Genomic DNA, 21,180 nt, shown 5'->3' with positions numbered 1-21,180 from the left:
CGGCCATGCCTGGCGGTGCCACACCCGACCATTCAGCCAGCCCCGCTATACTGCCCGCTCATTCCTCCAAGAGGCTCGCGACCAATGCGCCATTGATGCCGCCGTCTTCCCACTAGACGGCCTGACTCTTCCCGCCCCTGCGCGCAGGGGAGAACCCGGCATCCATGGAGGTCGCATGACCACACATTCCCTCACGCTCGATCGCGTGTCGTATCGGCTGGCCGACGGCCGCCCGCTGTTTTCCGATCTGTCGTTTTCCTTCGAACCGGTCGCCACCGGCCTGGTGGGTGCCAATGGCACCGGCAAGAGCGTGCTCGCACGCCTGCTGGCCGGCCACCTGCTGCCCGACAGCGGGCAGATACGCAGCAGCGGCCGCGTGTTCCTGCTGCCGACGCCCGGCTATCCCCCCACCGGCACGGTTGGCGAACTGGCCGGCGTAGGCCCGGAACTGGCCGCACTGCAACGCATCGAAGCCGGCAGCGTGGACGAGACCGACTTCGCCTGTGTTGGCGAGCGTTGGGATCTGCGCGAGCGCCTGCAGCAGCAATGGCAGGCGCTACGGCTGCCCGACGATCTCGATCCCGCCCAACCCGCCGCGCGCCTCAGTGGCGGCCAGGCCATGCAGGTGGCGCTGTCCGGCGCCTGGGCCAGCGGCGCCGATTGGCTGATCCTGGACGAGCCCAGCAACCACCTCGATGCACGCCATCGCCAGCAGCTGTACCAACAGCTGCAGCAGTGGCGCGGTGGCCTGCTGGTGATCAGCCATGATCGCGAGCTGCTGGCGCAGATGCAGCAGATCGTTGAGCTCGACGCGCGCGGGCTGCATCGCTATGGCGGGCCGTGGCAGCACTACGCCGACGCGCGTGCCGCCGAACGCGAAGCCGCTGCTGCACAGCTCGACCATGCGCGCGCCCAGCACCGGCAGCAGCAACGCAGCGCGCGCGAACAACACGAACGCCAGCAGCAACGCCAGGCACGTGGCAACCGCGATGCAAAGCAGGCCAACCAGGCACCGATCCTGCTTGGCCGGCAGAAGCAGCGTGCCGAGGCCAGCCACGGCCGCGCGCAGCAGGTACAGGCCGAACGCCTGCAGGTCAGCGCAGACCAGCTGCGCGCTGCAGCCTCGGCGGTTCAGGCCGCGCCGGAACTGGCACTGTTTGCCGGTGAGGGTGAACGCGGCAGCGCACGCCTTCTGCAGGTGGACTCGCTGGTGTTGCCGCATGGCTGCAGTGCACCGTTGCAGCTGGAGATCCGTCGAGGGCAGCGCATCGCCGTGGTCGGTGACAACGGCAGTGGCAAGTCCACGCTGCTGCGCGTGCTGGCCGGCCAGCTGCCTGCACGCAGCGGCACTGTGCAACGCCATGCACCGCTGGCGCTGCTCGACCAGCAGCTGCTGGGGTTGTCCGGCGAGTGCAGCATTCTCGACACCGTGCAGGCCGCCAACCCCGCGGCTGATACCGGTGAACTGCGCACCCGGCTGGCCCTGCTCGGGCTGGACGCACAGCGTATCCAGCGTGCAGCCCAAAGCCTCAGCGATGGTGAACGGGTGAAGGGCGCGCTGGCCAGCGTGCTGTATGCCGATCCCGCACCGCAGTTGCTGCTGCTGGACGAGCCCGGCAATGCGCTGGATCTGGGTGCCTTGCAGGCGCTGGAAGAACTGCTGGTGGCATGGCCGGGTGCCCTGGTGATGGTCAGCCACGACCGGCACCTGCTGCAGGCGTTACAGCCGACGCAGGTGTTGCAGGTAGGTGCCGATGGTTGGCAGTGGCGCGACGCCTTGTAGATCCACGCCATGCGTGGATGGATGCATGGCGGGCAGTGCCGGCCGCTGGCCGGCACACCCCGCACCCTCAACGCCCGCTCAGCGCTTCCACACCGGGAACGCCTGCGGCAGCTGATGCCACAGCAACGGGCCGGCACGCAGCTCCTGTTCGTTGAGCAGGCAGGCATCCAGTTCCGCGCGCACCGCACGCTCATCCATGTGTACGCCGATCACCACCAGCTCCTGGCGGCGGTCGCCCCACAACGGGTGCCACAGCCGCTGCATCGCCGAATGCGCGGCCGCATCCGGGAATTCTTCCAGCCCCGGCAACGGCGCGCTCCAGCAGTCGGCCTGCTGCCGCGCCCACCCCAGGTCGCTGTAAGGCAGCGGCGTCGGCGGCAGCAACGGCGCGGTGTCTTCCAGCCCGGCGCGCACGCGATCGCGCGCGGCGTACCAGAATCCCGCCGCCTGCGTCCGCGTCGCGGCACCCACAGTGTTCAGCTCGCCCACCCAATCCATGCGGTTGGCCAGCCAGAACCAGCCCTTGCTGCGGATCACGCCGGGCATGCCCGACTGCAGCGCGCGGGCGAAGCGCGCAGGATGGAACGGTCGCCGCGAGCGGTAGACGAAACTGGCGATGCCGTACTCCTCGGTTTCGGGTGTGTGCTCGCCACGCAGTTCCTTCACCCAACCCGGCGCACGTTGCGCACGCTCGTAATCGAAGCGGCCGGTGTCCAGCAACTCGGCCAGCGGCACATCACCGAAGCTGGACAGCAACAGCTTCGCGTCGCGGTTCAAGCCACGCAGCACGGCCAGCGTGTCCTGCAGCACTTCGTCATCCACCTGGTCGACCTTGCTGACCACGATCACATCGGCGAACTCCACCTGCTCGCACAGCAGGTCGACCACGCCGCGATCGTCGTCTGGCCCGGCCTGTTGCCCGCGCTCGGCCAGGCGCAGCGTCGAACCGAAGTCGGCCAGGAACGCGCTGCCATCCACCACCGTCACCATCGTGTCCAGGCGCGCGATGTCACTCAGGCTGAAGCCCTGCTCGTCGCGTACCGCAAAGGTGGCCGCCACCGGCATCGGTTCACCGATTCCGGTCGACTCGATCAGCAGGTAGTCGTAGCGACCGGCATCGGCCAGCCGCCGCACTTCCTGCAGCAGGTCGTCGCGCAGCGTGCAGCAGATGCAGCCATTGCTGAATTCCACCAGCGTCTCTTCGGTGCGGCGCAGTTCGGCGCCACCCTCGCGCACCAGCTGCGCATCGATGTTGACCTCGCTCATGTCGTTGACGATGACCGCCACGCGCAGGCCCTCGCGGTTGCGCAGGATCTGGTTGAGCAGGGTGGTCTTGCCGGCCCCGAGGAAGCCGGACAGCACAGTGACCGGAAGGCGACGGTCGGCGCGGGAAACAGTGTTCATGTCGGAGCGGGTTGGCTGCGGAACGGAAATGTTACTGTATAACAATTGTCGCGCAAGGAACCTCCCCCCGATGAAGTCGCCTTCTGCCGCCCTGCTCGATGCCGGCGCGGTCGCCCTGTCCAGCCTGTGCCTGCTGCACTGCCTGGCGCTGCCGCTGCTTGCCGCCGCGCTGCCACTGCTTGGCACCTGGGCCGAAGCGGAATGGGTGCACCTGCTGTTCGTCGCCATCGCCCTGCCGCTGACCGGCTACGCGCTGTGGCGGGCCGAGCGCCGTCACCCGCTGCCGGTGCTGGCCTGGGCCACCGCCGGCGCCGGGCTCGGCCTGCTGCTGGCCGGTGCGTTGGCGCTGCCCTCGCACGACTGGGAGACACCGATGACGGTCACCGGCAGCCTGCTGCTGGCCGCCACGCACATCTGGAACGCGCGGCACCGGCACGGGTAGTGCCGGCCGCCGGCCGGCAACTCCATGAACGCCGCACGCAACCTGCTGGTGCCGGCCAGCGGCCGGCACTACCCGGTCATTTGCCGTAGCGACGAAGCAGCTCCACCAGCACCGCGGCCTCGTCCGCCCGCTGCTGCGGATCTTCGGCGCCCACCACGTGTTCCTGCAGGTGCTCGTGCAGCAGCTCCATCAGCAGGCTGTGGGCGGCACCGCGCACGGCGGCAACCTGCACCAGCACGTCCGCACAGTCGCCGGCCTCACCCTCCGGCCTGTCCAGCGCCTGCTCCAATGCCGCCACCTGGCCGCCGATACGGCGTACCCGGGTCAGCAGCTGCTTTCGATTCTTGTGTACATGGGCCATGGATGGATCGTATACCCTATGGGGGTATCCTTCCACCCTCTGGTCTTCCCATGCACCTGGACGCCCTTGCCGCCGCCCGTCGCCACGAACACCGCTTCGACGACGGCAATCCGCTGGCCGAACGCAACACCCGCCGCGCCCTGTGGCTGACCGTCAGCATGATGCTGGTGGAGATCGTCGGCGGATGGTGGTTCAACTCCATGGCCGTGCTCGCCGACGGCTGGCACATGAGTTCGCACGCGCTGGCGCTGGGCCTTTCGGTGTTCGCCTACCGCTGCGCGCGCCGCTACGCGCACGACCCGCGCTTCGCCTTCGGCACCTGGAAGATCGAGATCCTGGCCGGCTATACCAGCGCCATCGCCCTGCTCGGCGTCGCCGCGCTGATGGCCGTGCAATCGCTGGAACGGCTGTGGGTGCCGGCGCCGATCCACTACAACGAAGCCATCGCCATCGCGGCAGTCGGGCTGGGCGTGAACCTGCTGTGCGCCTGGTGGCTGCACGACAGCCCCGGACACGCGCATCATCATCACGGTCATACCCATGGCCATGGCCATGACCACGGGCATGGCCACGATCACCACGACCACAGCCACGCACACGGCCACGACCTCAACCTGCGCTCGGCCTACGTGCACGTGCTGGCCGACGCCGCCACCTCGGTGCTGGCCATCGTCGCCCTGCTCGGCGGCAAGCTGCTGGGCCTGACCTGGCTGGACCCGGTGATGGGCCTGGTCGGCGCCGTGCTGGTGACGGTCTGGGCGATCGGCCTGCTGCGCGACAGCGGCCGCATCCTGCTCGACGCGCAGATGGACGCGCCGGTGGTGGCCGAAGTGCGCGAAGTGATCGAACAGGGCCCGTGGCCGGCACGCCTGGCCGACCTGCACGTCTGGCAGGTGGGTCGCGGCAAGTACGCGGTCAGCGCCAGCGTGGTCACCAGCGACGCCAGCCTCGATGCCGATACCGTGCGCAACGCGCTGGCCATCCATGAGGAGCTGGTGCACGTGACGGTGGAGATCCACCGCAGCGCATGAATCACATCGGGTAGTGCCGGCCGCTGGCCGGCAAGGCTTTCTCCGGCCACCGCTGCCCAGTAGAGCCAGGCCATGCCTGGCTGGTCCTATCCATGAGTCGAGCATGGCTCGACTCTACCGCTACAGCTTCAGCATCATCCGCAGCAGGTACATCAGCAGCGGCAGCGCGCTCAGCACTGCGCCAGCAATGCCGATCCACGGCCAGCGCTCACCGCGCACGCGCGCGGCCACCGCCAGGCCGCAGCCCACCAGCGCCGCACCCAGCACGCCCACGCCCAGCCCTGCGGCCATGCCATTGCCGCCTGCAGCCACCGCTGCCTGCGCTGCCACGGTGCCTGCACCCCACCCCACAGCGATCCCCAGCCAACTGCCCACGCCGCACCACGGTGCCTTGCCCTGCGCCATCCGAAAACCCCTGTGTTCTTGCCGAATTTCTGTACGGGCCGCGCCCGCGTGCTGCCTACACTAGCCGCACCTGCCCTGTAGGGACATCCCATGCGCACGCTCCGCCTGCTGCTGCCCGGTGCCCTCCTGCTGCTGACCACCGCCTGCAGCGGTGACGCCGGGCTTCCCTTCTCCGCCGACCCGCTGCAGGGCTGCTTCGCCACCAGCGCGCGCAAACCCGCCGACTTCCGCATCGACAAGGAAGGCGGCCAGTACTTCGTCTCCTTCAGCCGTGGCGAGCAGTGGCAGCGCGAGCCCAATGCCCTGCACAAAGCCAGCCGCAGCGAGATCAGCCGCTACTTCCGTGATGATGCCGATCAGATCGACAGTGCCCTGATCCGCATGGCCGGCGGCTTCGGTATCTTCCACTTCAACAAGGGCGCGACGCTGAAGGGCAAGGCCAGCGACAGCGACTACATGGCGCTGATGCTGATCGGGGCTGGGCCGGTGTATGCGGTGAAGTGCGATTAGCGACAGCAATTTTTGAGGAATGTTTGAAATCCCAACAACTGCGTGATGCTACCCAGTGCACCACTGGGTAAGTAGAGAAGATGGAGCCTCACCCAGATTGGAGAGGTCCAGATGAAATCGCAGCTAGCCGCTCTCATGTTCATCGTCTCAGCATCCATGCAGGCGGCAGATGGAATGCCGGCTGAAGGACAGACCGGTGACGAAGCGAAGTCCCCAGCGAGAATTGTTCGCAGCGCAGAATGGCCTGACTCCATCGGGGGAACGGTCAGTGTGGAGCAGTCCCTCACCCGCAACTCGAAGGGTCAGTATGTATATCGCTACGATGATCAATCGGAAGCAACGAAGCGGTACCACGAGGCTTCCTGCGCAGATATCGGGATGAATCCCGCCAAGGGAGAGTCAATCACGGTGGGGCCAGGAAGCGCTGCATGGCATTGCTCAAGCATCGAGTCGAACGGTGCTATTGACGCAAAGAGTACTGACTATGTATTCGCCTATGCACCAAATGGACAGGTATCAGCCGGCCAGAACTTCGTTTCCTACGGAACCGTGAGATTCAACAGCTCTGTCAGCGGGAATATCCAAGGTAGCGCGCAAATCGACAACGGAAGGTGCCAAACCTTCTATAGCGAGTACTACCCACCGAATACCGTGGGAAACCACACCGCAAGAGTACTCTGCTTCGCTCATACTCCGCAGACCATGAATACGTTGATGGAGGGGTGCGTACCGCGCGCCTGCGCAAGCGATCGCGGTTCCATCAGGGCCGACTGATACCAGGCTCCTGCCACGGAGGAAAGGGCGCCAAGGCGCCCTCTCCTGCTCGGGCTTAATGATTCGGCTTCAATCATCACTGACATCATTCAGTTCATGATTTCACCAGCTGGCCCTTGGCTTTCGGGCGGTCTACGCATCGACAAGGAAAGCGGCCAGTACTTCGTCTCCTTCGGTCGCGATGGCCAGTGGCAGCGCGGCCCGAGAGCCCTGCACAAGGCCAGCGACAGCGACTACATGGCGCTGATGCTGATCGGGGCCGGGCTGGTGTATGCGGTGAAGTGCGATTGAACTGTAGAGCCGAGCCCACGCTCGGCTACGTTTGCAGTAGATCCACGCCATGCGTGGATGCAGGCATGGTGGAGCCATGGGAAGACTCGGCTCTGCAACAGCTGCGGTACCATGCCCTCCCCCGAACCGCCCCGGTACCCGCCGTGCCCCATTACACCGGCCCCCTGCTGACCCGCGACAGCGCCGATACCCTGCGCCGTGCCCATGACAAGGGCGCCGCCGAATGGCAGGGCTCGCTCGACCTCGGCCGCAGCCAGGACACCGTGGTACTGCACACCGACGGCTTCCACTTCCGTGGCCAGCCCTACCCGTGGCCGGGCAAGCTGAAGGACCGCACGCTGTACTACTGGGATGGCGATGCGTTCGAGCCGATCTCGCGCTACAGCGGCTCACTGATCAAGCTGGTACCGACCGAATGGGGCGCACCGACCTTCGAGATCGACGGTATCAAGATGCTGCCGACCTCGAAGCTGTCGCCGTTCGAGGATGCGCGCCGCAAGGTGGAGCTGGTCGCCCCGGCGGGCAAGGTCATCCTCGATACCTGCGGCGGCCTGGGCTACTTCGCCGCGTGCGCGCTGGAGGCCGGTGTCGGCCAGATCCGCTCGTTCGAGAAGAACGCCGATGTGATGTGGCTGCGCACGCTCAACCCATGGTCGCCGGATCCGGACTCGGCTGCCGCCGGTGGCCGCCTGCAGTTCAGCCACGGCGACGTCTCGCAGCAGATCGAACAGGTGGCCAGCAACAGCGTCGACGCGATCCTGCACGACCCGCCGCGCTTCGGCATCGCCGGCGAGCTGTACTCGCAGGTGTTCTACGACCACCTCGCCCGCGTCATCCGCAAAGGTGGCCGCCTGTTCCATTACACCGGTGCGCCGAACAAGCTGACCAGCGGCCGCGACGTCCCGCGTGAAGTCGCCAAGCGGTTGGAGAAGGCCGGTTTCAAGGCCGAGCTGGCGCTGGACGGCGTGCTGGCCGTCAAGCGCTGAGCCTTACTCCGAATCGACCTTTGCCAGTTTCATCACCCACGCCGGCACCTCGGGTTCGCCGGCGTAGAAGTCCTTCGGCTTTTTCTCCGCCATCGCCCAACGGTGCAGCCAGCTCGGGCCGTAGCGGCCGTTGTAACCCTCGGCACCGCGTGCGTAGGCCGGGTCACGCATCGCCTCGTCCAGTGAAATGAAGCGATAGCCTCGGCGCCTGGTAGCCGCCACCAGTTCGGCGAACGTCGCCGCATTGAGCTCGTTGGCGTGCATCAACCACACCTGCGGCAGCGCGTAACCCAGCAACGCCTGTGACTGGTTCTCGTAGTAGTCCAGCTTGTTCAGCATGTACGGCACGTAGCCCTTGCGCAGCTGCGCCAGCGTCGCTTCGCGTGCAGGTGAGTCCGCCTGCTCGTTCATCACGTTGGCATAGGCGAACGCCCACACCCACTCGCCGTTGTCCACCGTCACCGGCGCCACGCGGTAGCCGTGCTGCTTGAAGAACGCGTCCATCTGCGCACGCTCATCCGGGGTGCGCCCGGCGCGCAGGTAGGGATGGCGCATCCACTGCGGCGCCTGCCCCTTCTCGGCCAGCAGCGGCCGCAGCACCGTTTCGCCGCGCAGGAAATCCTGCTGGAACGCCGGCACGCCCTTCGCATTCAGATCCATGTGCGAGTACGTGTGGTTGCCCAGCACATAGCCCGCATCGCGCCAGTCGCGCAGCATCTGTACCCGCGCCGGCTGCGCCTGCCCGTCCACCTCAAGCTTGTTCTCGTTGACGAAGCCGACCACCGGCACGCCCGCCTGATGCAGCTGGGCCATCAACGCCGCATGCCGCGCCTGCAGGTCCGGCGGCGTAATCTGGTCCAGCCGTGCCCATGGCAGGTCATCGATGGTCACCGCAATCCGGCGGTCCACCTCGGCGGCATGTACCGCCAGCGAACACAGCAGCAACGGCAACGCACGCAGCAAGCATCGCATCGGGTCTTCCCTGGAGTGGCGAGGCGTCGACTGTAGCGCGATTGCCGCGCGCCGCCGAGCGTGTGCTCAGCCGGCGATGTACTGCGGCGGCACGTGCGCGGTCAGCCACACGCCATTGGCCGAACGGTGGAACACATGACCATCGGCATGCATGCGCCCGGCATTCACGCTGAGGATGACCGGCGCACCGCGGCGTGCGCCCACCTGCTGCGCGGTCTGGCGATCCAGCGACAGGTGCACGTGCTGGCGCTCGCCAGGCCGCAGGCCCTGCTCACGGATGGCACCGACGAAGCGAGCCACCGTGCCGTGGTACAGCCATGCCGGCGGCTGCAGCGCCTCCAGGCCCAGATCCACCTGGATCGAATGCCCCTGGCTGGCGCGGATGCGCAGACCGTCGTCGCTCAGCGCGAAGCGCTGCTTGTCATTGGTCTCGACCACCGCCTGCAGGGTGTGCCGGTCCAGCGCCACGCCATGATCGGCCATCCGCTGCAGCAGATCATCGACATCGGCCCAGCCCTGCGCATCCAGCTGCAGGCCGATCTTCTCTGGTTCGTGGCGCAACACCAGGCTCATGAACTTGCTGGCCTGCTTGTGTGAAGTATCCGTACTCATCGGCATAGGCTGCCGCAGATCACCGCCGGATGCCAGTTACGCCCCTGCCGATCGTGCCGCCCGGGCCCGTGCGATCGCGCGCCACAGGGCCACGCCGCCGGCCATCGCGGCCAACAACAGCACCGCCAGCACCAGCGCCAGATCATCCGGGTTGCGCAGCAAAGGAGCGTTCACCCGCGTCAGGATGTGGAATACCACGCGCTGCGACTGCTCCAGCGGTACATCGCCCTCCGACACCAGCTCCACCAGGCACGCCGTGGGTGACAGCCGAGCCACATTGCGCCACGCATTCTCGTACAGGTGCAGCACCCATCCGGCCAAGGCCAGTGCGCCACCGTGCAGCAGCATCAGCGCCAGGTTCGCCGTGCGTAGCCGATCGCGCAGCCACAGCGCGCGGCTCGCGCATACCGCCATGGCCCCCAGCAACGCCAGCACGATGCCTGCCACCGGAATCCAGCTCAGGGGTTGCCAGTCATCCAATGCGCCGGCACGTGCCATCACCTGTTCGGCCACCTGCAACCGTGCCTGCTCATCCGGGCCACCGCAGGCTGCGTTGATCGGCTCCAGCAGCAGGTCGACCCGATAGTGGAAGAAGCCCGCTGCCAACGCGACGGACAGCAGCGCGACCAGTTGCAGCATCATCAGGATCGGGCCCTGCCCAAAGATGCGGCGGATTCGGGACGTGGCAGGGCTCATCGGTTCATCCATGACAGCAAAGAGCCATCCTAACCAAGCGCCCCGTGCGTGTCGGCTGGCGGATGCGACACGCACCACGCAGCACCGTTACGATGGCACGGTTGTTTGGATCCGAAATTTCCCTGGTAATCCTGATGGTGATGCTGTATCTGGTCGTGCGGACGCTGCTGCCACTGCTGGCGTTCGTGCTCGCGTGGTGGCTGCTGTCGCGCCTGATCAAGGCCCGCGTCGCCCGGCTGCCACGCGTCCCGTTGAACCTGCCCGAGCACAGCAGCAGCCCCCGCAGGAAGGATCGCCGCATCTACGCACGCAAACTGCGGCGCAAGCCAGGCCTGCGCACGGCGATCGGTTATCCGGGAACCGTCGTCGAGGTGCAGGTTCCCGTAGCCGCACAGTCCGTCGTGCTGCAGGCATGGCAACCCGCGCTCGCACAGCTGGGGCGGCCCACGGCGATGCGCTACCCGATCGCTCGCACCGGCGGCGAGCATGAAGCCCATGCCGTCGTTCCCGTGCAGGTACGACTGCTGGGCGATCGCATGCAGGTGGCCATCGCGCGACCGGTGGACGCTGAAATGCTGCGTGCAGAACTGGCACGACTGGCAGGGTTGCCGGTCGAGGCAATCAACGTGCAGCAGCGCGACATAGCGCCGTGGAGGGAGGCAGGCTGGCAGCCACTGTCTCGCCTGTAGCGTCGAGCCATGCTCGACTCAATGAAAATCACGCCCCACGCGGCAGCTTCGACGCCCACATACTTCGGCAGTAGATCCACGCCATGCGTGGATGAACGCATGGCGAAACCGTGCAGTGCGGAGTCCACGCTCAGCTCAGGAAGAATCACGCACCACGCGGCAGCTTCGACGCCCACACACCGCGGCAGTAGATCCACGCCATGCGTGGATGAACGCATGGCGAAATCGCGCAGTGCGGAACCCACGCTCATCTCAGGATGCATCACGCACCACGCGGCAGCTTCGACGCCCACATGTTGTCCACCAGGTTCGGATACCGCCGCCCGTTCTCCTCCGCCCGCTGCCGCGCCGCTGCCTTCTGTGCATCGGACAGCGGCTGCGGCGCCTGCCCCTTGGGCTTGGGCTTCTTCCACGGAGGTGTATTGGTCTGGCGCATCGCAGCAGCTTACCGCTTCAGGAAATTCAGCAGCGCCAGATTGAAATGATCCGCGTGGCTGGTGTTGCAGCCATGCGGCGCGCCTTCCAGGATCACCACCTCGCTGCCCGCAATCGCCTCATGGGTGCGCTGGCCGGAGCCCTCGAACGGCACGATGGCGTCACTGTCGCCGTGCAGGATCAAGGTTGGCACCGTGATCTTCTTCAGGTCATCGCGGAAATCGGTGGTGGCGAACGCCTTCATGCAGCCCAACGCCGCCGCCTGGTCGGATTGATGGCACAGCGCGATCGCCGCCTGACGCGTCTCTTCAGTCACCATCAACTGGCCGTTGGCGCTGAAGAAATCGCGGGTAAAGCCGTCGAAGAAGGCTTCGCGGTCGTTCTCCAGCCCACTGCGCATGTCATCGGCCTTGTCCTGCGTCAGCGGGCCGTCCGGATTGTCGTCGCTGCGCAGCAGGAACGGCGGCACCGCCGCGGCGAACACCACACTGTGCAGGCGCTCCTGGCCGTGGTTGGCCACGTAGCGCGCCACCTCGCCGCCGCCCATCGAGAAACCGACCAGGGTGACGTCACGTAGGTCACGTTCCTCGATCAACCCCGCCAGGTCCGCCGCCAGCGTGTCGTAGTCATAGCCTTCGGCCGGCTTGTCGGAGCGCCCGAAGCCGCGCCGGTCGTAGCTGATCACCCGGTGCTGTGCATCACGCAGGATCGACACCTGTGGCTTCCAGGCATCGGCGGACAGCGGCCAGCCGTGGATCAGGATCACCGGGCGGCCGTCGCCACCACTGTCTTCAACATGCAGGCGGATGCGGGAAGCAGGCATGGGAGCTCCTGTGGAAGGGGAGGAGTGCAGGCTAGCGGCCACGACCTATGGCAGCCGTGAGGGAATCGCGCCCGCCCGTGACATCGCCTGCACACGCCGCCGCACGGCGCCGCACCGGCATTCCCGGCCTTCGCACCGCGCCTTCCCGGTTTCGTCGCAGCGCCGTACCGCCGTGGTCACCGGCATGCCAGCCTGCGCACATCACTCCCGGGAGTTTCGCCATGTTGCTGCTCACCCTGCCCCTGCTGGCTGCCGGCCTCGCTGCCGCACCGTCGCCCGCCGATGACCTGCGCGAACAGATCCGCCAGGCCGATACCCAGCTGTTTGCTGTGGCCTTCGAGGCCTGCGATGCCGACAAGGCCGCCGCGATGACCACCGAAGACATGGAGTTCTTCCATGACAAGGACGGCAAGTCGGCCAGCAACCGTGAGGACTTCCGCCGCAGCGTGGCCAGCATGTGCGACAACGCGCGCAAGGGCGGCTGGCACCTGCGCCGCGAGCTGGTGGATTCCTCACTGCAGGTGTTCCCGCTGCACGATGAGCGGGCGCTGGAAATCGGTGACCACCGCTTCCACGAACGCGGCAAGGACGGCGTGGAGCGCTGGGTGGGCCAGGCCCGCTTCATCCAGGTCTGGCGTCGCGTGGACGGGCGCTGGCTGGCCGAACGGGTGATCAGCTACGACCATCACGCAGCGGACTGACCCATCGGGCGTGCTTCACGGGCCGGATCTATACTGGCGGGGTCCACCACGACCCACCGCAACCGTTCGATCGCCATGGCAGAGATCACCCCCAACCATCCCGAGTACGGCCTCAACCAGCAGATCCGCCAGGGCGTGGCCGCGCTGGACGCCCAACATGGCCGTCCGTTCGACCAGACCAGCGAGCGCCTGACCGCCAGCCTGACCGTGCTCGCCCGCGAGCAGGGCCTGCAGCAGGTCGACCATGTGCTGGTCAGCAATGCGACGGCCCAGCACCCGGCCGGGCACAACGTCTTCGTGGTGCAGGGCGACCCGGCCAACCCCGCGCACCTGCGCGCGATGATGCCGACCGCTGTGGCGGTACAGACACCGGTGGAGCAGTCGCTGCAGAAGCTGGGGCTGGGTGTACAGCCGGCGGTGCACGCCGAGCAGCAGACGCTGGATGCACAGGCGCAGGACCCGCAGCAGAATCCCGTGCATCGCCTGGGGTGAATGCCACCAGACGTCGATGCCATCGACGCCTGTGGAAAACCCTGTATCAGCCCATTCGCGGCTGAGCGTGCTGCGTCTGCTGCTGCAGCTGATCGTCCTGCGCGACGCGGCTGGCCTCGCGGCCCTGATGCTGCACGCTGGCGAGCTGGTACACCTCTTCAACCGTGCCCTGCTGGGTATCGGCCAGCGAAAGGCGCTGGCGGTTCGCCGCCGGGTCCGGTGATGCGGTCTCGCCCATGCGCTGCAGAAAGACATAGCCCGGCGAATCCGCTGCACCGCCACTGCTGAAGGCCACCTGCAAGGTATCGCGTTCGGTGTAGCCACCCTGCACCGCCAAGCGCGTCAGGTGACCCGCCAGCAGTTCGGGCTGCTGTCCCGGCGGCAGCCCCTGCCGATCGGCGGCCTCACCCAGCGCCGCACGCACGCGCTGGTCCAGCGGATGCAACGCATCACCCGGCGCACGTGCGTCGTTGGCCAATCGCTCACCGCTGCGCTCACCCATGTCGTCGGTCTCGCTCAGCAGGTGCTGCTTCCACGTGCGATCGGGCATCGGGTTGGTCTTCGTACGGTTGAGCTCGCTGTCGGGGAACGGCGGATCGATGCTTTCGACGCCGTGGATGTTGCGCAGCGGGCGATAGGCGTCCTTGCCTTCGCCCTTCATGCCCAGGGGAATGCGCACATCCGGAAGAAGCTGCGCGGCAGGACCGACCAGCCCGTTCACGTCGATACTTCTCTTCCGCTCGATGCCGGCGTGATTCAGTGCTTCCCAGGTGAAGTCCACGCAGTTGTGGCGCACGTCCTTATATTGCAGATCGAAGCCGTACTTGTCCGGGTGCGCGCCGAACGCCTCAAGCTTTTTGTACTGTTGCTCGCTGATCTCGAGCGTGCGGCTGTAGTGCGGGTTCTGGTACTCGGCCGCATCGGTCTTCATGACCTCGCCCGGCCCGTTCATGCTTCCATGCTCGGAAGGCGCGAAGCCGAAACTCCGCGTGGTCTTGTCCGGCCCATGGAGCACGTAGAACATGTGCCCGGGCCCGGATGTCTGCGGAACCCCGTCCACAACTTTCTGTACACCTCTCTCGTCCACCAACGGCGTACCAGGTGCGGCAATGACGATTTCTACGGTGTAGCGCGGCTTGTCCATAAGAAGAATCCTTCAGTTCCTTCCAGCGGTGGGATGGTGACTATTTTCCAGAGAGTGGGTCTGCATGAACCCGCAGCTGTGCCGGGTAATGCTGGAGCGCAGCGGTGGGCTGCACCGTGCGTACATCCAGGCGGTAGCGGGCACCCGTTTCCAGCGGCAGCGGGACGATGCTCAACCTGTATCGGTTGGCGTCCATCGATACTTGCTGCGCGTAGCGCCAGTCTGCCGATGCATGCCATTCGGGGAGCGGCTCACCCAGATTGCGCGCCCTTGCCTGATGGACATCAGAGGTTGCAACGTCCTGCCAGGCACCTGCGACCCAGCGCTGCAGGAACAGCTGGAAGGGAACATGAACACTGTCCATGTCTGGCTCACTGCCGGGCCCGGGTCCATGTCGCTGCACTTCAAGATCCAGCACATAGGGTCGACCGGGATAGAAGTTGCGGGCATTCGTCTCGAACTCGAACCGCACCGCCTGGCCGGGTTCGGCCACGTCGATCGGCTTGACCAGATCCAGCGGCTCCGGCGCGTCCGGTACGCGATTGCTGCAGGCGCCGAGTGCGCTCGCCAGCGTGAAGAACAGGCCGGCGCGCAGCCAGCGATGGATACCCAGCATGATTCAGACCCTTTGGCTCCCTGCCATGGGCTTCAACCCTAGCGGGCGGCCTCCGGCACTGCAACCGGACAAAGAAGAAGGCAGGGTCTTCACCCTGCCTCCTTCACGCGTCACGTCGGCGGGCGGGGCCCGGCGTCAGCGCCTTACAGCTGGATGCGCGCCACGCTCTCGTCAGCGCCCTTGTCATCCTTCTCGCCGTTCTTGATGCTCACGAACAACACGTTGTTCTTCGCATCCAGCGCCAGGCTGTTCGGGTGGGTCGGCACCGTGTAGGTCGCCACCTTCTGGTAGCTGTCACTGTTGTAGGCGGTCACCGTGCCCGCCTCGCGGTTGGTCACGTACAGGCGCTTGCGCGGTGCATCCAGCAGGATGCCCAGCGGGCCGGCGTCGGTCGGGATGCTGGCCAGTTCCTTGCCGGTGCTGCGGTCGAGCACCAGCACGCGCTGGCCCGGGTGCTTGCTGACCAGGCCGCTGCTCTTGGCCTGGTAGCCACGCAGGAATTCCGAGCCCTGGTCGGTCACGAACAGGCGCTTGCCGGCCGGGTCCAGCGCGATGTTCATCGGCTGCTCGGCGGCGATCTTATGCTGCGCCACCACCTTGTTCGAATCGGTGCCCACCACCACCAAATCAGCCAGCAGGTTGCTGGTGTAGACGCGCTTATTGGCCGCATCCAGCGCCAGGCCCGGTGCCTTGGCATTGCCCAGGCCATCGATGGTGTTGATCACCTTCAGCGTGGTGGTATCGATCACGAACAGCACGCTGCTCACGTCCGGCTGGCTGCTGTGGCCGGTCACGTACAGGCGGTTGGCCGCGCTGTCGACCACCAGCTCGCGCAGGTCGTGGGTGTAGGCAGCCTTGCCGTCCTTGCCGGTCTTCTTCTCCATCAGCTGGATGGTGCCGACGGCCTTGTTCTGCGCGGTGTCGACCACCGTCACCGACAGGTCCACGGTGTTGCCCACGTACAGGCGGTTGTGGGCGTCATCCAGCACCACGCCGAACGCCTTGCGCTCCAGCGGGATGCGGGTCTCCACGGCCAGCGTGGCCGGGTTCAAGCGCAGCACCTGGGCCGGGTCGGCGTCATCGCCGAAGCCGCCGGACGAGGCTACGAACACGGCGTTCTGCTTCGGGCTGTAGGCCAGCTCGTACAGGCCCTTGGCCACGGCCTGGCGCTGCACTGCGGTGGTGGCGCTGGCGGCAGGTGCGTTGTCGGCGAACGCCGAAGGCACGCCGAGGCTGAGCGACACAGCGAGGGCCAGGGCGGCCGAACGGAAGAGAGGATTACGGAACATGCGAGCGTCCTTGAATGGGCACGGGAAGGTGTCCTGGCTCGCTGGGCCGTACTGCGACGGCCCGACCTGCATCTGTCTGCGCGGGTGGGCTGGCTGGGGTTGCCGGGGAATGGTAGCAGGTGGGGGGCGTGGCGTGCGTCTGCGCGCGCATGGCAGACGCGCGGATTACTGCTCCTTCAACCGCAGCGAATCAGCCACATCGGTCTTGGCCGCCACCTCGGTGGCGATGCTGGCGCGGCGGTGCCCCGGGTCGTTGCGGTCACCCTGCACGATGAAGATGCTCTCGGCGGCATGGCTGTTTTTGGTCGGCTGGCTGAGCAGCACGTGGTCCACGCGCGAGAGATTGTTCTGCTTGGCCAGCACCAGCAGGCTGGCACTGATGCGCTGGCTGGCGGCATCGAATGGACGTCCATGCGCGGCGTCCAGCTCGGCCACCTTCTGGATCAGCTGCGAGAACAGGCGATGGTCCGGATGCGAGGGGTCCAGCAGCGTACCGGCCACCTCAATCGGCGTCGGCGGCGGCTCATCGCTGGCACGGTCGCCCTGGCGATGGTGTTCGGCCTCGCGCTCAGGCATCGCATGGTGGGTTTCGGCATTCAGATCACTGCCCGGGAACGGCGCGGCAATGCACTGGATTTCCGGCAGGTTGAACAGCACCGCGAACTCGCCCAGGTTGCTGCCGCCATCCAGTGGGGCCGGCAGCGGATGCAGGCCGGCGTAGTGCAGGGCGGCCCAGACGAAATCGCTGCAACGGTTGATGGTGGCCGGGCGATCCACATCGAATTCGAACTCGGCCGGTTCCTCGGCGAAATCACGCAGGCAGCCGTAGTGCTCCTCGGTGATTTCCAGGGTGCGGCTGTAGTACGGGTCCAGATGCTGGTCGGCATCGTCGTGGCGCACCTGCGCGTACTGCACGCCGGTGCGGGTTTCACCCGGCGCCTGGCGCGGTGGTGCGAAGCCGTAGCTGTGGGCCTCGTCGCCTGCCGCCACCTGCAGGTACATATGGCCGCGCGGCGAGATGCCTCCACTTTTCAGCGGGGTGCCGGGGGCGGCCAGATAAAGCGTTGCCGTGTAGCGTGTTGCCTGCTCCATGCCTGTTCAGCCTTGATGGGTACTGCGGTCCTGAGCGGATGATGGCATAGGTGGGATGGGGGGCAGGTGGAGGAATAGAGGAGGCCGATCGCGGCTTGCTGAATATGTGAGCCAGCATGCAGTACCAGCGCCCCGAAAGCTCGCGGGTGGCGGTACTAGCCCATCTGCATGCCGCCAGACGTCTGCGCCGCCGCCTCGCGCTGCTGCGTTTCCTGACGGGTCTGCTCAGTCACTCGCGTGTCGATCTGCTGACTACGGGCCAGCCCCTCTTCAAGGCTTTGCTGAGGCTGGTTCAGATCCACCATGGCCCTGAAGCCAGGCGTCGTGCCCATCACGAAGATCTTCTCTTCCTGCAGCACCACATCGCGCAGCTGTTGCGGCTGGTGAATGCCGTTCTCCCGCGCAGCAACCATCGCTGACATCACCTGCGCATCGCTCACCTTCTCAGGCAGGCCCGATCGCATGCGGTCAAACAGCTGCTGCGATTCCGGCGAAAGTGCAGCTACCCGCTCCCGCGGCGGCAGTTCGCCCTCCACCTCGGTCAACAGCTTCTGCAACGTGGTTTGCTTCTTGGGAAGGGGATTCTCGTGCGTCGAATTGAGTTTGCTATCGGGGAACGGCTTGGGAATGCTCTTCAGCGCATCGATATTCGGAAGCACCTTCATCGTCCCTTCGAAGCTGGGATCGGGCTTCTCCAACTTGGGCCGCAGGCCGGCCTGACCAAGGCCTGTCCACACATAATCGACGCAGCTGTTCGACCAACCCTTGTAATGGAGATTGAAGCGGCTCTCATCCCTGTTGACGCTTGCCTCGCCGTACTCCTTCAGTTTGTCGTACTGATCCTTGGTGATCTCGAGGGTGTAGGAGAACCGAGGGTTCTGATAGGTCTCGAATTCACCCTTGACCACGTGCCCAGGCCCGGAGATCCCAGTTTTTATCGGCGAGAACCCATATCCGTCTTTCTTTTCACCATCGGCAACCATGAAGTAGGCGTGGCCCGCCGAAGATGGGTGGGTCGTCCCATCCTTGCCTGCAACAGGTGTCCCCGGGGCAGCAAGGTAGACCGTGACGGTGTAAGGCCCCTTCTTGCCGTCCTGGGGTGCGGCTGCACTATTCGATTGACTGTCCATAGTCCTATTTCACGTTGTAGTTGGCGACGAGAAGCTCGAAGTTGAGATGTGCAACTTCTGGGTTGCCCTGAAGGTTGGTCACCTTCAGACGGTACTTACCGGCGGTCAGATCCCCGGAATCGGCACGGGCCACCTCGTATTCCCTGTAGGCCAGGGACATGTCGTACTTCCCTGCGTTGACCAGGCTGTTCGAATCCGCGCCGACGGCGCTCCTATACTCGTACACATCGCCCTTGGCCGGTTGATATCGGCTGCCCTGCCAGACAGCAGGCAGATCGCGATTCAATACCTGTAGCGCTATGGGCGTTTCGGTTTCGCCCTCCAGCTTCCACAGCTGCACCTTCAAGGGAATCCGGGCGTCTTCAAGGAAGTCGACATCGCCCGGTTTCATATCCGGGCGCTTGGCTGGCCCGCCGGTACGGAACCCAATCAGGAATGTGCGCGGCTTGGGATCCTTCTCCCAAGGTGGTGGCAGTTCAAAACGCGCCTCTACCACCGCACCTGCATGGACCAGGTCCATCGGCTTGGCGACAGGGAAACCATCGCCATACATCTGGGGTGTCTGCGTACCACAGCCGCCCATAAGCAGGAGCAGCAGTACCATCCATGGCCTCAGTAGGTGTCGCATCCGTTCCTCACATTCGGGCACTCACTTGTCGGCAGTTTATACACCGCACCGGCCGGCAGGACCTGAACTGGCTTCACAAAGCCCCAGGACGGGATGGGGATTCCTGCCGATGAACATTGCACGGGCCAGTTCTGGTGTTAGCAAGCACGCGATAGTGCAGGCACTATTCCTGCACTCAGGAGAATGACCATGACCAAGATCCACCCCGCATGGCTGGATGCCTTCGACAAGGAACTTCTCCACCTGTTCGCCATCGACCATCGCGATGCCGGCATGGATGAGTATCTGCTGGGCTGCTACGCAGACCTGCCGCCGCGCGAGGCGGCGTTGGCGTTCGGCAGCGACTACGACCTGGAGCGCGACGATGTGCTGTGGCCACGGCCGGGCGTGGCGTCGGAAAGTTAAGCTGTGTCGCAATCGGCATACTTCGTATCTCAGACCTGCAGGCGGATTGTCGCTTTTGAGACCCCGACCCTCTGCAAACCGTGCTTTTCAATGCGCATTCGGGCCGTAACTTAACACCGGCCGAAACCACTGCACCGCAAGGGTTCTGCCACGCGCGCCCCATGCAACAATGCCGTAAGCGTCAGCATTTGCGGCCTCTGCGGCCTGCGGTTTCTTGGCATCTCGCAACCATGCGAGTACACCTTGGCGTGCCACCGGAAAAGGGTGGCGCGGGACTCGAAAACCCGTCTCTGTACCAGATGTATGCGCTTGCCGGCCGGCGTCACCTTTTGTGTGGCGCCGGCTGGCAATCCGTTCGCGTTCCATGGCGGGCGGTGCGTGGGGATCTTCGGATCCGCCGGTCTGGTACATACCGGTTTTCGAGCCCGCACCGTCCGCCACCTTTATCGGTGGCGCTGCTATCTGTCCTGTACGGAGCATTGCCATGAACACATCGGACTTCCGTTCCCTGCACGCGCAGTACGATCCGGACAACGCCGAAGCCGAGCGCGAACCTTCCGTCGATCCCAACGCCTTCGTCGCCACGCTGCGGCGTATCGGATCTGGTGCGGCTGCGGATGGCCAGCCTTGGCCGGAGCGGCATCAACTGCCTGGGCGTTGCCTTCAGCTGGCGGATGCGGATTGCGCGCTGGCTGGTCTGCGCGTGGTGGCGGAGCTGATGTTGGCTGCGGAGCGCACACGGCAGAACGGCGCGCCCGAGGAGTATCTGGGGGATCGGATGATGGAAGGGCTGAAGATGGCGTGTGTGGCGTTGACTGCGCAGGCTATTGAGCTGTTGCAGGTTCGGGAATAGAGCGTGCTTCGCTACGCACATGGAATGCAATGCGCCGGATCGTATGCACGGCCCTAAGCATTCGCCGCTGTCTGAGCCCTTTAGCCTCCAACACTGGCCTCACTATGCCGAGCCGGACTTTACTTGCCCTGACGGCGGCTGCACTACTGGGATTGATCATCGGCAGGGCCCATGCGCCGGCCAACACGATGAATTTTGAGGTCTACCCAAGACTCACCGACTCGGAGTTTGCCCTGTTTCGGGCCGACGCCGAGAGCTTTGCCGAAGCGTTGTCTTGCCAAGGCATCACCATCGGAAAGCATGATTTCGGTAGACGCTTCTTTGATATAAGCGTACGTGGCGATGCCATTCTGTTCGTGGACAACTCTGGGCCAAGTCTTCTGATAGTCACCATATCCACGGTTGCAAGCGATGCAATACAGCTACAGCGCTGGAAAGATGGATGGGGCTCACCCGAGGAACGTAGGAGGTACTTGAGCCCACCTGAGAACGGCTGCCCTAGACCTGCGTCCCAATAGACCCCATCTGCACCCCGTCCTAGTGCCAAACCCGTCAACCAATGACACAAAGAACCTGGTTCTGGCTAGAATCCTGGGCACTTAGCTACTGGGACAGG

General features: G+C 65.4%; 26 protein-coding genes. 12 read left to right on the top strand and 14 right to left on the bottom strand.

Going from position 1 to position 21,180, the window contains the following annotated elements:
• The first annotated feature begins 175 nt into the window (after positions 1-175).
• Complete coding sequence (locus tag ACZK1G_RS02375; protein WP_101764838.1) at positions 176-1,783, top strand: ATP-binding cassette domain-containing protein; 1,608 nt, start codon at positions 176-178, stop codon at positions 1,781-1,783.
• Between the two features lie 78 nt (positions 1,784-1,861).
• Here the strand turns inward: ACZK1G_RS02375 and ACZK1G_RS02370 are convergent, their stop codons facing one another.
• Entirely contained in the window at positions 1,862-3,187 is a 1,326-nt protein-coding gene (locus ACZK1G_RS02370) for a GTP-binding protein (RefSeq protein WP_101764837.1), read from the bottom strand.
• 70 nt (positions 3,188-3,257) lie between these two features.
• Between ACZK1G_RS02370 and ACZK1G_RS02365 the strand changes: the two genes are divergently transcribed.
• Positions 3,258-3,629, top strand: coding sequence for a MerC domain-containing protein (locus tag ACZK1G_RS02365; protein ID WP_014035801.1), 372 nt, complete (start codon positions 3,258-3,260; stop codon positions 3,627-3,629).
• A 76-nt stretch (positions 3,630-3,705) separates the two neighbouring features.
• Here ACZK1G_RS02365 and ACZK1G_RS02360 read toward each other — a convergent pair whose 3' ends face one another.
• Complete coding sequence (locus ACZK1G_RS02360; RefSeq protein ID WP_049443556.1) at positions 3,706-3,990, bottom strand: metal-sensing transcriptional repressor; 285 nt, start codon at positions 3,988-3,990, stop codon at positions 3,706-3,708.
• Positions 3,991-4,040: 50 nt separating this feature from the next.
• On the opposite strand from ACZK1G_RS02360, the gene dmeF reads away from it, so the two are divergent.
• Complete coding sequence (gene dmeF / locus ACZK1G_RS02355) at positions 4,041-5,021, top strand: CDF family Co(II)/Ni(II) efflux transporter DmeF (protein ID WP_101764836.1); 981 nt, start codon at positions 4,041-4,043, stop codon at positions 5,019-5,021.
• Between the two features lie 120 nt (positions 5,022-5,141).
• On the opposite strand, the gene ACZK1G_RS02350 is transcribed toward dmeF, so the two are convergent.
• A complete protein-coding gene (locus ACZK1G_RS02350) occupies positions 5,142-5,426 on the bottom strand; it encodes a hypothetical protein (RefSeq protein WP_014035798.1) in 285 nt (94 codons plus the stop codon).
• A 90-nt stretch (positions 5,427-5,516) separates the two neighbouring features.
• Here ACZK1G_RS02350 and ACZK1G_RS02345 point away from each other — a divergent pair, with 90 nt between their 5' ends.
• From ACZK1G_RS02345 to ACZK1G_RS02330, 4 genes are all read left to right on the top strand, one after another.
• Positions 5,517-5,936 (top strand): hypothetical protein, encoded by a 420-nt coding sequence (locus tag ACZK1G_RS02345; protein ID WP_101764835.1) that lies wholly within the window; start codon positions 5,517-5,519, stop codon positions 5,934-5,936.
• Positions 5,937-6,047: 111 nt separating this feature from the next.
• Positions 6,048-6,710 (top strand): hypothetical protein, encoded by a 663-nt coding sequence (locus tag ACZK1G_RS02340; protein WP_158297977.1) that lies wholly within the window; start codon positions 6,048-6,050, stop codon positions 6,708-6,710.
• 96 nt (positions 6,711-6,806) lie between these two features.
• Positions 6,807-7,001 carry a hypothetical protein gene (locus tag ACZK1G_RS02335; protein ID WP_101764834.1) on the top strand — a complete coding sequence of 65 codons (195 nt, stop codon included), beginning with the start codon at positions 6,807-6,809 and terminating at the stop codon, positions 6,999-7,001.
• A 65-nt stretch (positions 7,002-7,066) separates the two neighbouring features.
• A complete protein-coding gene (locus tag ACZK1G_RS02330) occupies positions 7,067-7,987 on the top strand; it encodes a class I SAM-dependent methyltransferase (protein ID WP_236251849.1) in 921 nt (306 codons plus the stop codon).
• A gap of 3 nt (positions 7,988-7,990) precedes the next feature.
• On the opposite strand, the gene ACZK1G_RS02325 is transcribed toward ACZK1G_RS02330, so the two are convergent.
• The 3 genes from ACZK1G_RS02325 to ACZK1G_RS02315 all read right to left on the bottom strand — a co-directional run bounded on the left by ACZK1G_RS02325 (position 7,991) and on the right by ACZK1G_RS02315 (position 10,267).
• Entirely contained in the window at positions 7,991-8,959 is a 969-nt protein-coding gene (locus ACZK1G_RS02325; RefSeq protein ID WP_101764832.1) for a polysaccharide deacetylase family protein, read from the bottom strand.
• A 66-nt stretch (positions 8,960-9,025) separates the two neighbouring features.
• Entirely contained in the window at positions 9,026-9,571 is a 546-nt protein-coding gene (locus tag ACZK1G_RS02320) for an RNA 2'-phosphotransferase (RefSeq protein WP_049443664.1), read from the bottom strand.
• 36 nt (positions 9,572-9,607) lie between these two features.
• Positions 9,608-10,267: a hypothetical protein gene (locus tag ACZK1G_RS02315; protein ID WP_080347471.1), complete on the bottom strand. Its 660-nt coding sequence runs from the start codon at positions 10,265-10,267 to the stop codon at positions 9,608-9,610.
• Between the two features lie 134 nt (positions 10,268-10,401).
• Here ACZK1G_RS02315 and ACZK1G_RS02310 point away from each other — a divergent pair, with 134 nt between their 5' ends.
• Entirely contained in the window at positions 10,402-10,956 is a 555-nt protein-coding gene (locus ACZK1G_RS02310; protein WP_197622113.1) for a hypothetical protein, read from the top strand.
• A 262-nt stretch (positions 10,957-11,218) separates the two neighbouring features.
• Here ACZK1G_RS02310 and ACZK1G_RS02305 read toward each other — a convergent pair whose 3' ends face one another.
• Positions 11,219-11,392, bottom strand: a complete 174-nt coding sequence (locus tag ACZK1G_RS02305) for a hypothetical protein (RefSeq protein ID WP_182474440.1) — start codon at positions 11,390-11,392, stop codon at positions 11,219-11,221.
• A gap of 9 nt (positions 11,393-11,401) precedes the next feature.
• Complete coding sequence (locus tag ACZK1G_RS02300; RefSeq protein ID WP_101764830.1) at positions 11,402-12,214, bottom strand: alpha/beta fold hydrolase; 813 nt, start codon at positions 12,212-12,214, stop codon at positions 11,402-11,404.
• Between the two features lie 221 nt (positions 12,215-12,435).
• Here ACZK1G_RS02300 and ACZK1G_RS02295 point away from each other — a divergent pair, with 221 nt between their 5' ends.
• Both ACZK1G_RS02295 and ACZK1G_RS02290 read left to right on the top strand, forming a co-directional pair.
• Complete coding sequence (locus ACZK1G_RS02295) at positions 12,436-12,915, top strand: nuclear transport factor 2 family protein (RefSeq protein ID WP_101764829.1); 480 nt, start codon at positions 12,436-12,438, stop codon at positions 12,913-12,915.
• A gap of 75 nt (positions 12,916-12,990) precedes the next feature.
• Positions 12,991-13,407 carry an XVIPCD domain-containing protein gene (locus ACZK1G_RS02290; RefSeq protein ID WP_101764828.1) on the top strand — a complete coding sequence of 139 codons (417 nt, stop codon included), beginning with the start codon at positions 12,991-12,993 and terminating at the stop codon, positions 13,405-13,407.
• A 46-nt stretch (positions 13,408-13,453) separates the two neighbouring features.
• Here the strand turns inward: ACZK1G_RS02290 and ACZK1G_RS02285 are convergent, their stop codons facing one another.
• The 6 genes from ACZK1G_RS02285 to ACZK1G_RS02260 form a co-directional block, all read right to left on the bottom strand.
• Positions 13,454-14,431, bottom strand: a complete 978-nt coding sequence (locus tag ACZK1G_RS02285) for a hypothetical protein (RefSeq protein ID WP_424143750.1) — start codon at positions 14,429-14,431, stop codon at positions 13,454-13,456.
• Between the two features lie 160 nt (positions 14,432-14,591).
• A complete protein-coding gene (locus tag ACZK1G_RS02280) occupies positions 14,592-15,167 on the bottom strand; it encodes a hypothetical protein (protein ID WP_101764826.1) in 576 nt (191 codons plus the stop codon).
• 143 nt (positions 15,168-15,310) lie between these two features.
• A complete protein-coding gene (locus ACZK1G_RS02275) occupies positions 15,311-16,456 on the bottom strand; it encodes a YncE family protein (protein WP_101764825.1) in 1,146 nt (381 codons plus the stop codon).
• A gap of 165 nt (positions 16,457-16,621) precedes the next feature.
• Entirely contained in the window at positions 16,622-17,548 is a 927-nt protein-coding gene (locus tag ACZK1G_RS02270; RefSeq protein WP_101764824.1) for an XVIPCD domain-containing protein, read from the bottom strand.
• Positions 17,549-17,703: 155 nt separating this feature from the next.
• Positions 17,704-18,678, bottom strand: coding sequence for a lytic enzyme (locus tag ACZK1G_RS02265; RefSeq protein ID WP_236251848.1), 975 nt, complete (start codon positions 18,676-18,678; stop codon positions 17,704-17,706).
• 4 nt (positions 18,679-18,682) lie between these two features.
• Positions 18,683-19,282 (bottom strand): hypothetical protein, encoded by a 600-nt coding sequence (locus ACZK1G_RS02260; protein WP_101764823.1) that lies wholly within the window; start codon positions 19,280-19,282, stop codon positions 18,683-18,685.
• Positions 19,283-19,495: 213 nt separating this feature from the next.
• Here ACZK1G_RS02260 and ACZK1G_RS02255 point away from each other — a divergent pair, with 213 nt between their 5' ends.
• Positions 19,496-19,711, top strand: coding sequence for a hypothetical protein (locus ACZK1G_RS02255; RefSeq protein ID WP_197622115.1), 216 nt, complete (start codon positions 19,496-19,498; stop codon positions 19,709-19,711).
• Between the two features lie 484 nt (positions 19,712-20,195).
• The gene (locus tag ACZK1G_RS02250; protein WP_101764821.1) at positions 20,196-20,564 is read left to right on the top strand and encodes a hypothetical protein; all 369 of its coding nucleotides are present in this window, start codon (positions 20,196-20,198) and stop codon (positions 20,562-20,564) included.
• Positions 20,565-21,180 lie beyond the last annotated feature (616 nt).

Source organism: Stenotrophomonas sp. 109824_Sma (genome assembly GCF_056480025.1).
The sequence above is the reverse complement of the archived record's forward strand: the minus strand, read 5'-3'. Positions and strand labels throughout refer to the sequence as shown.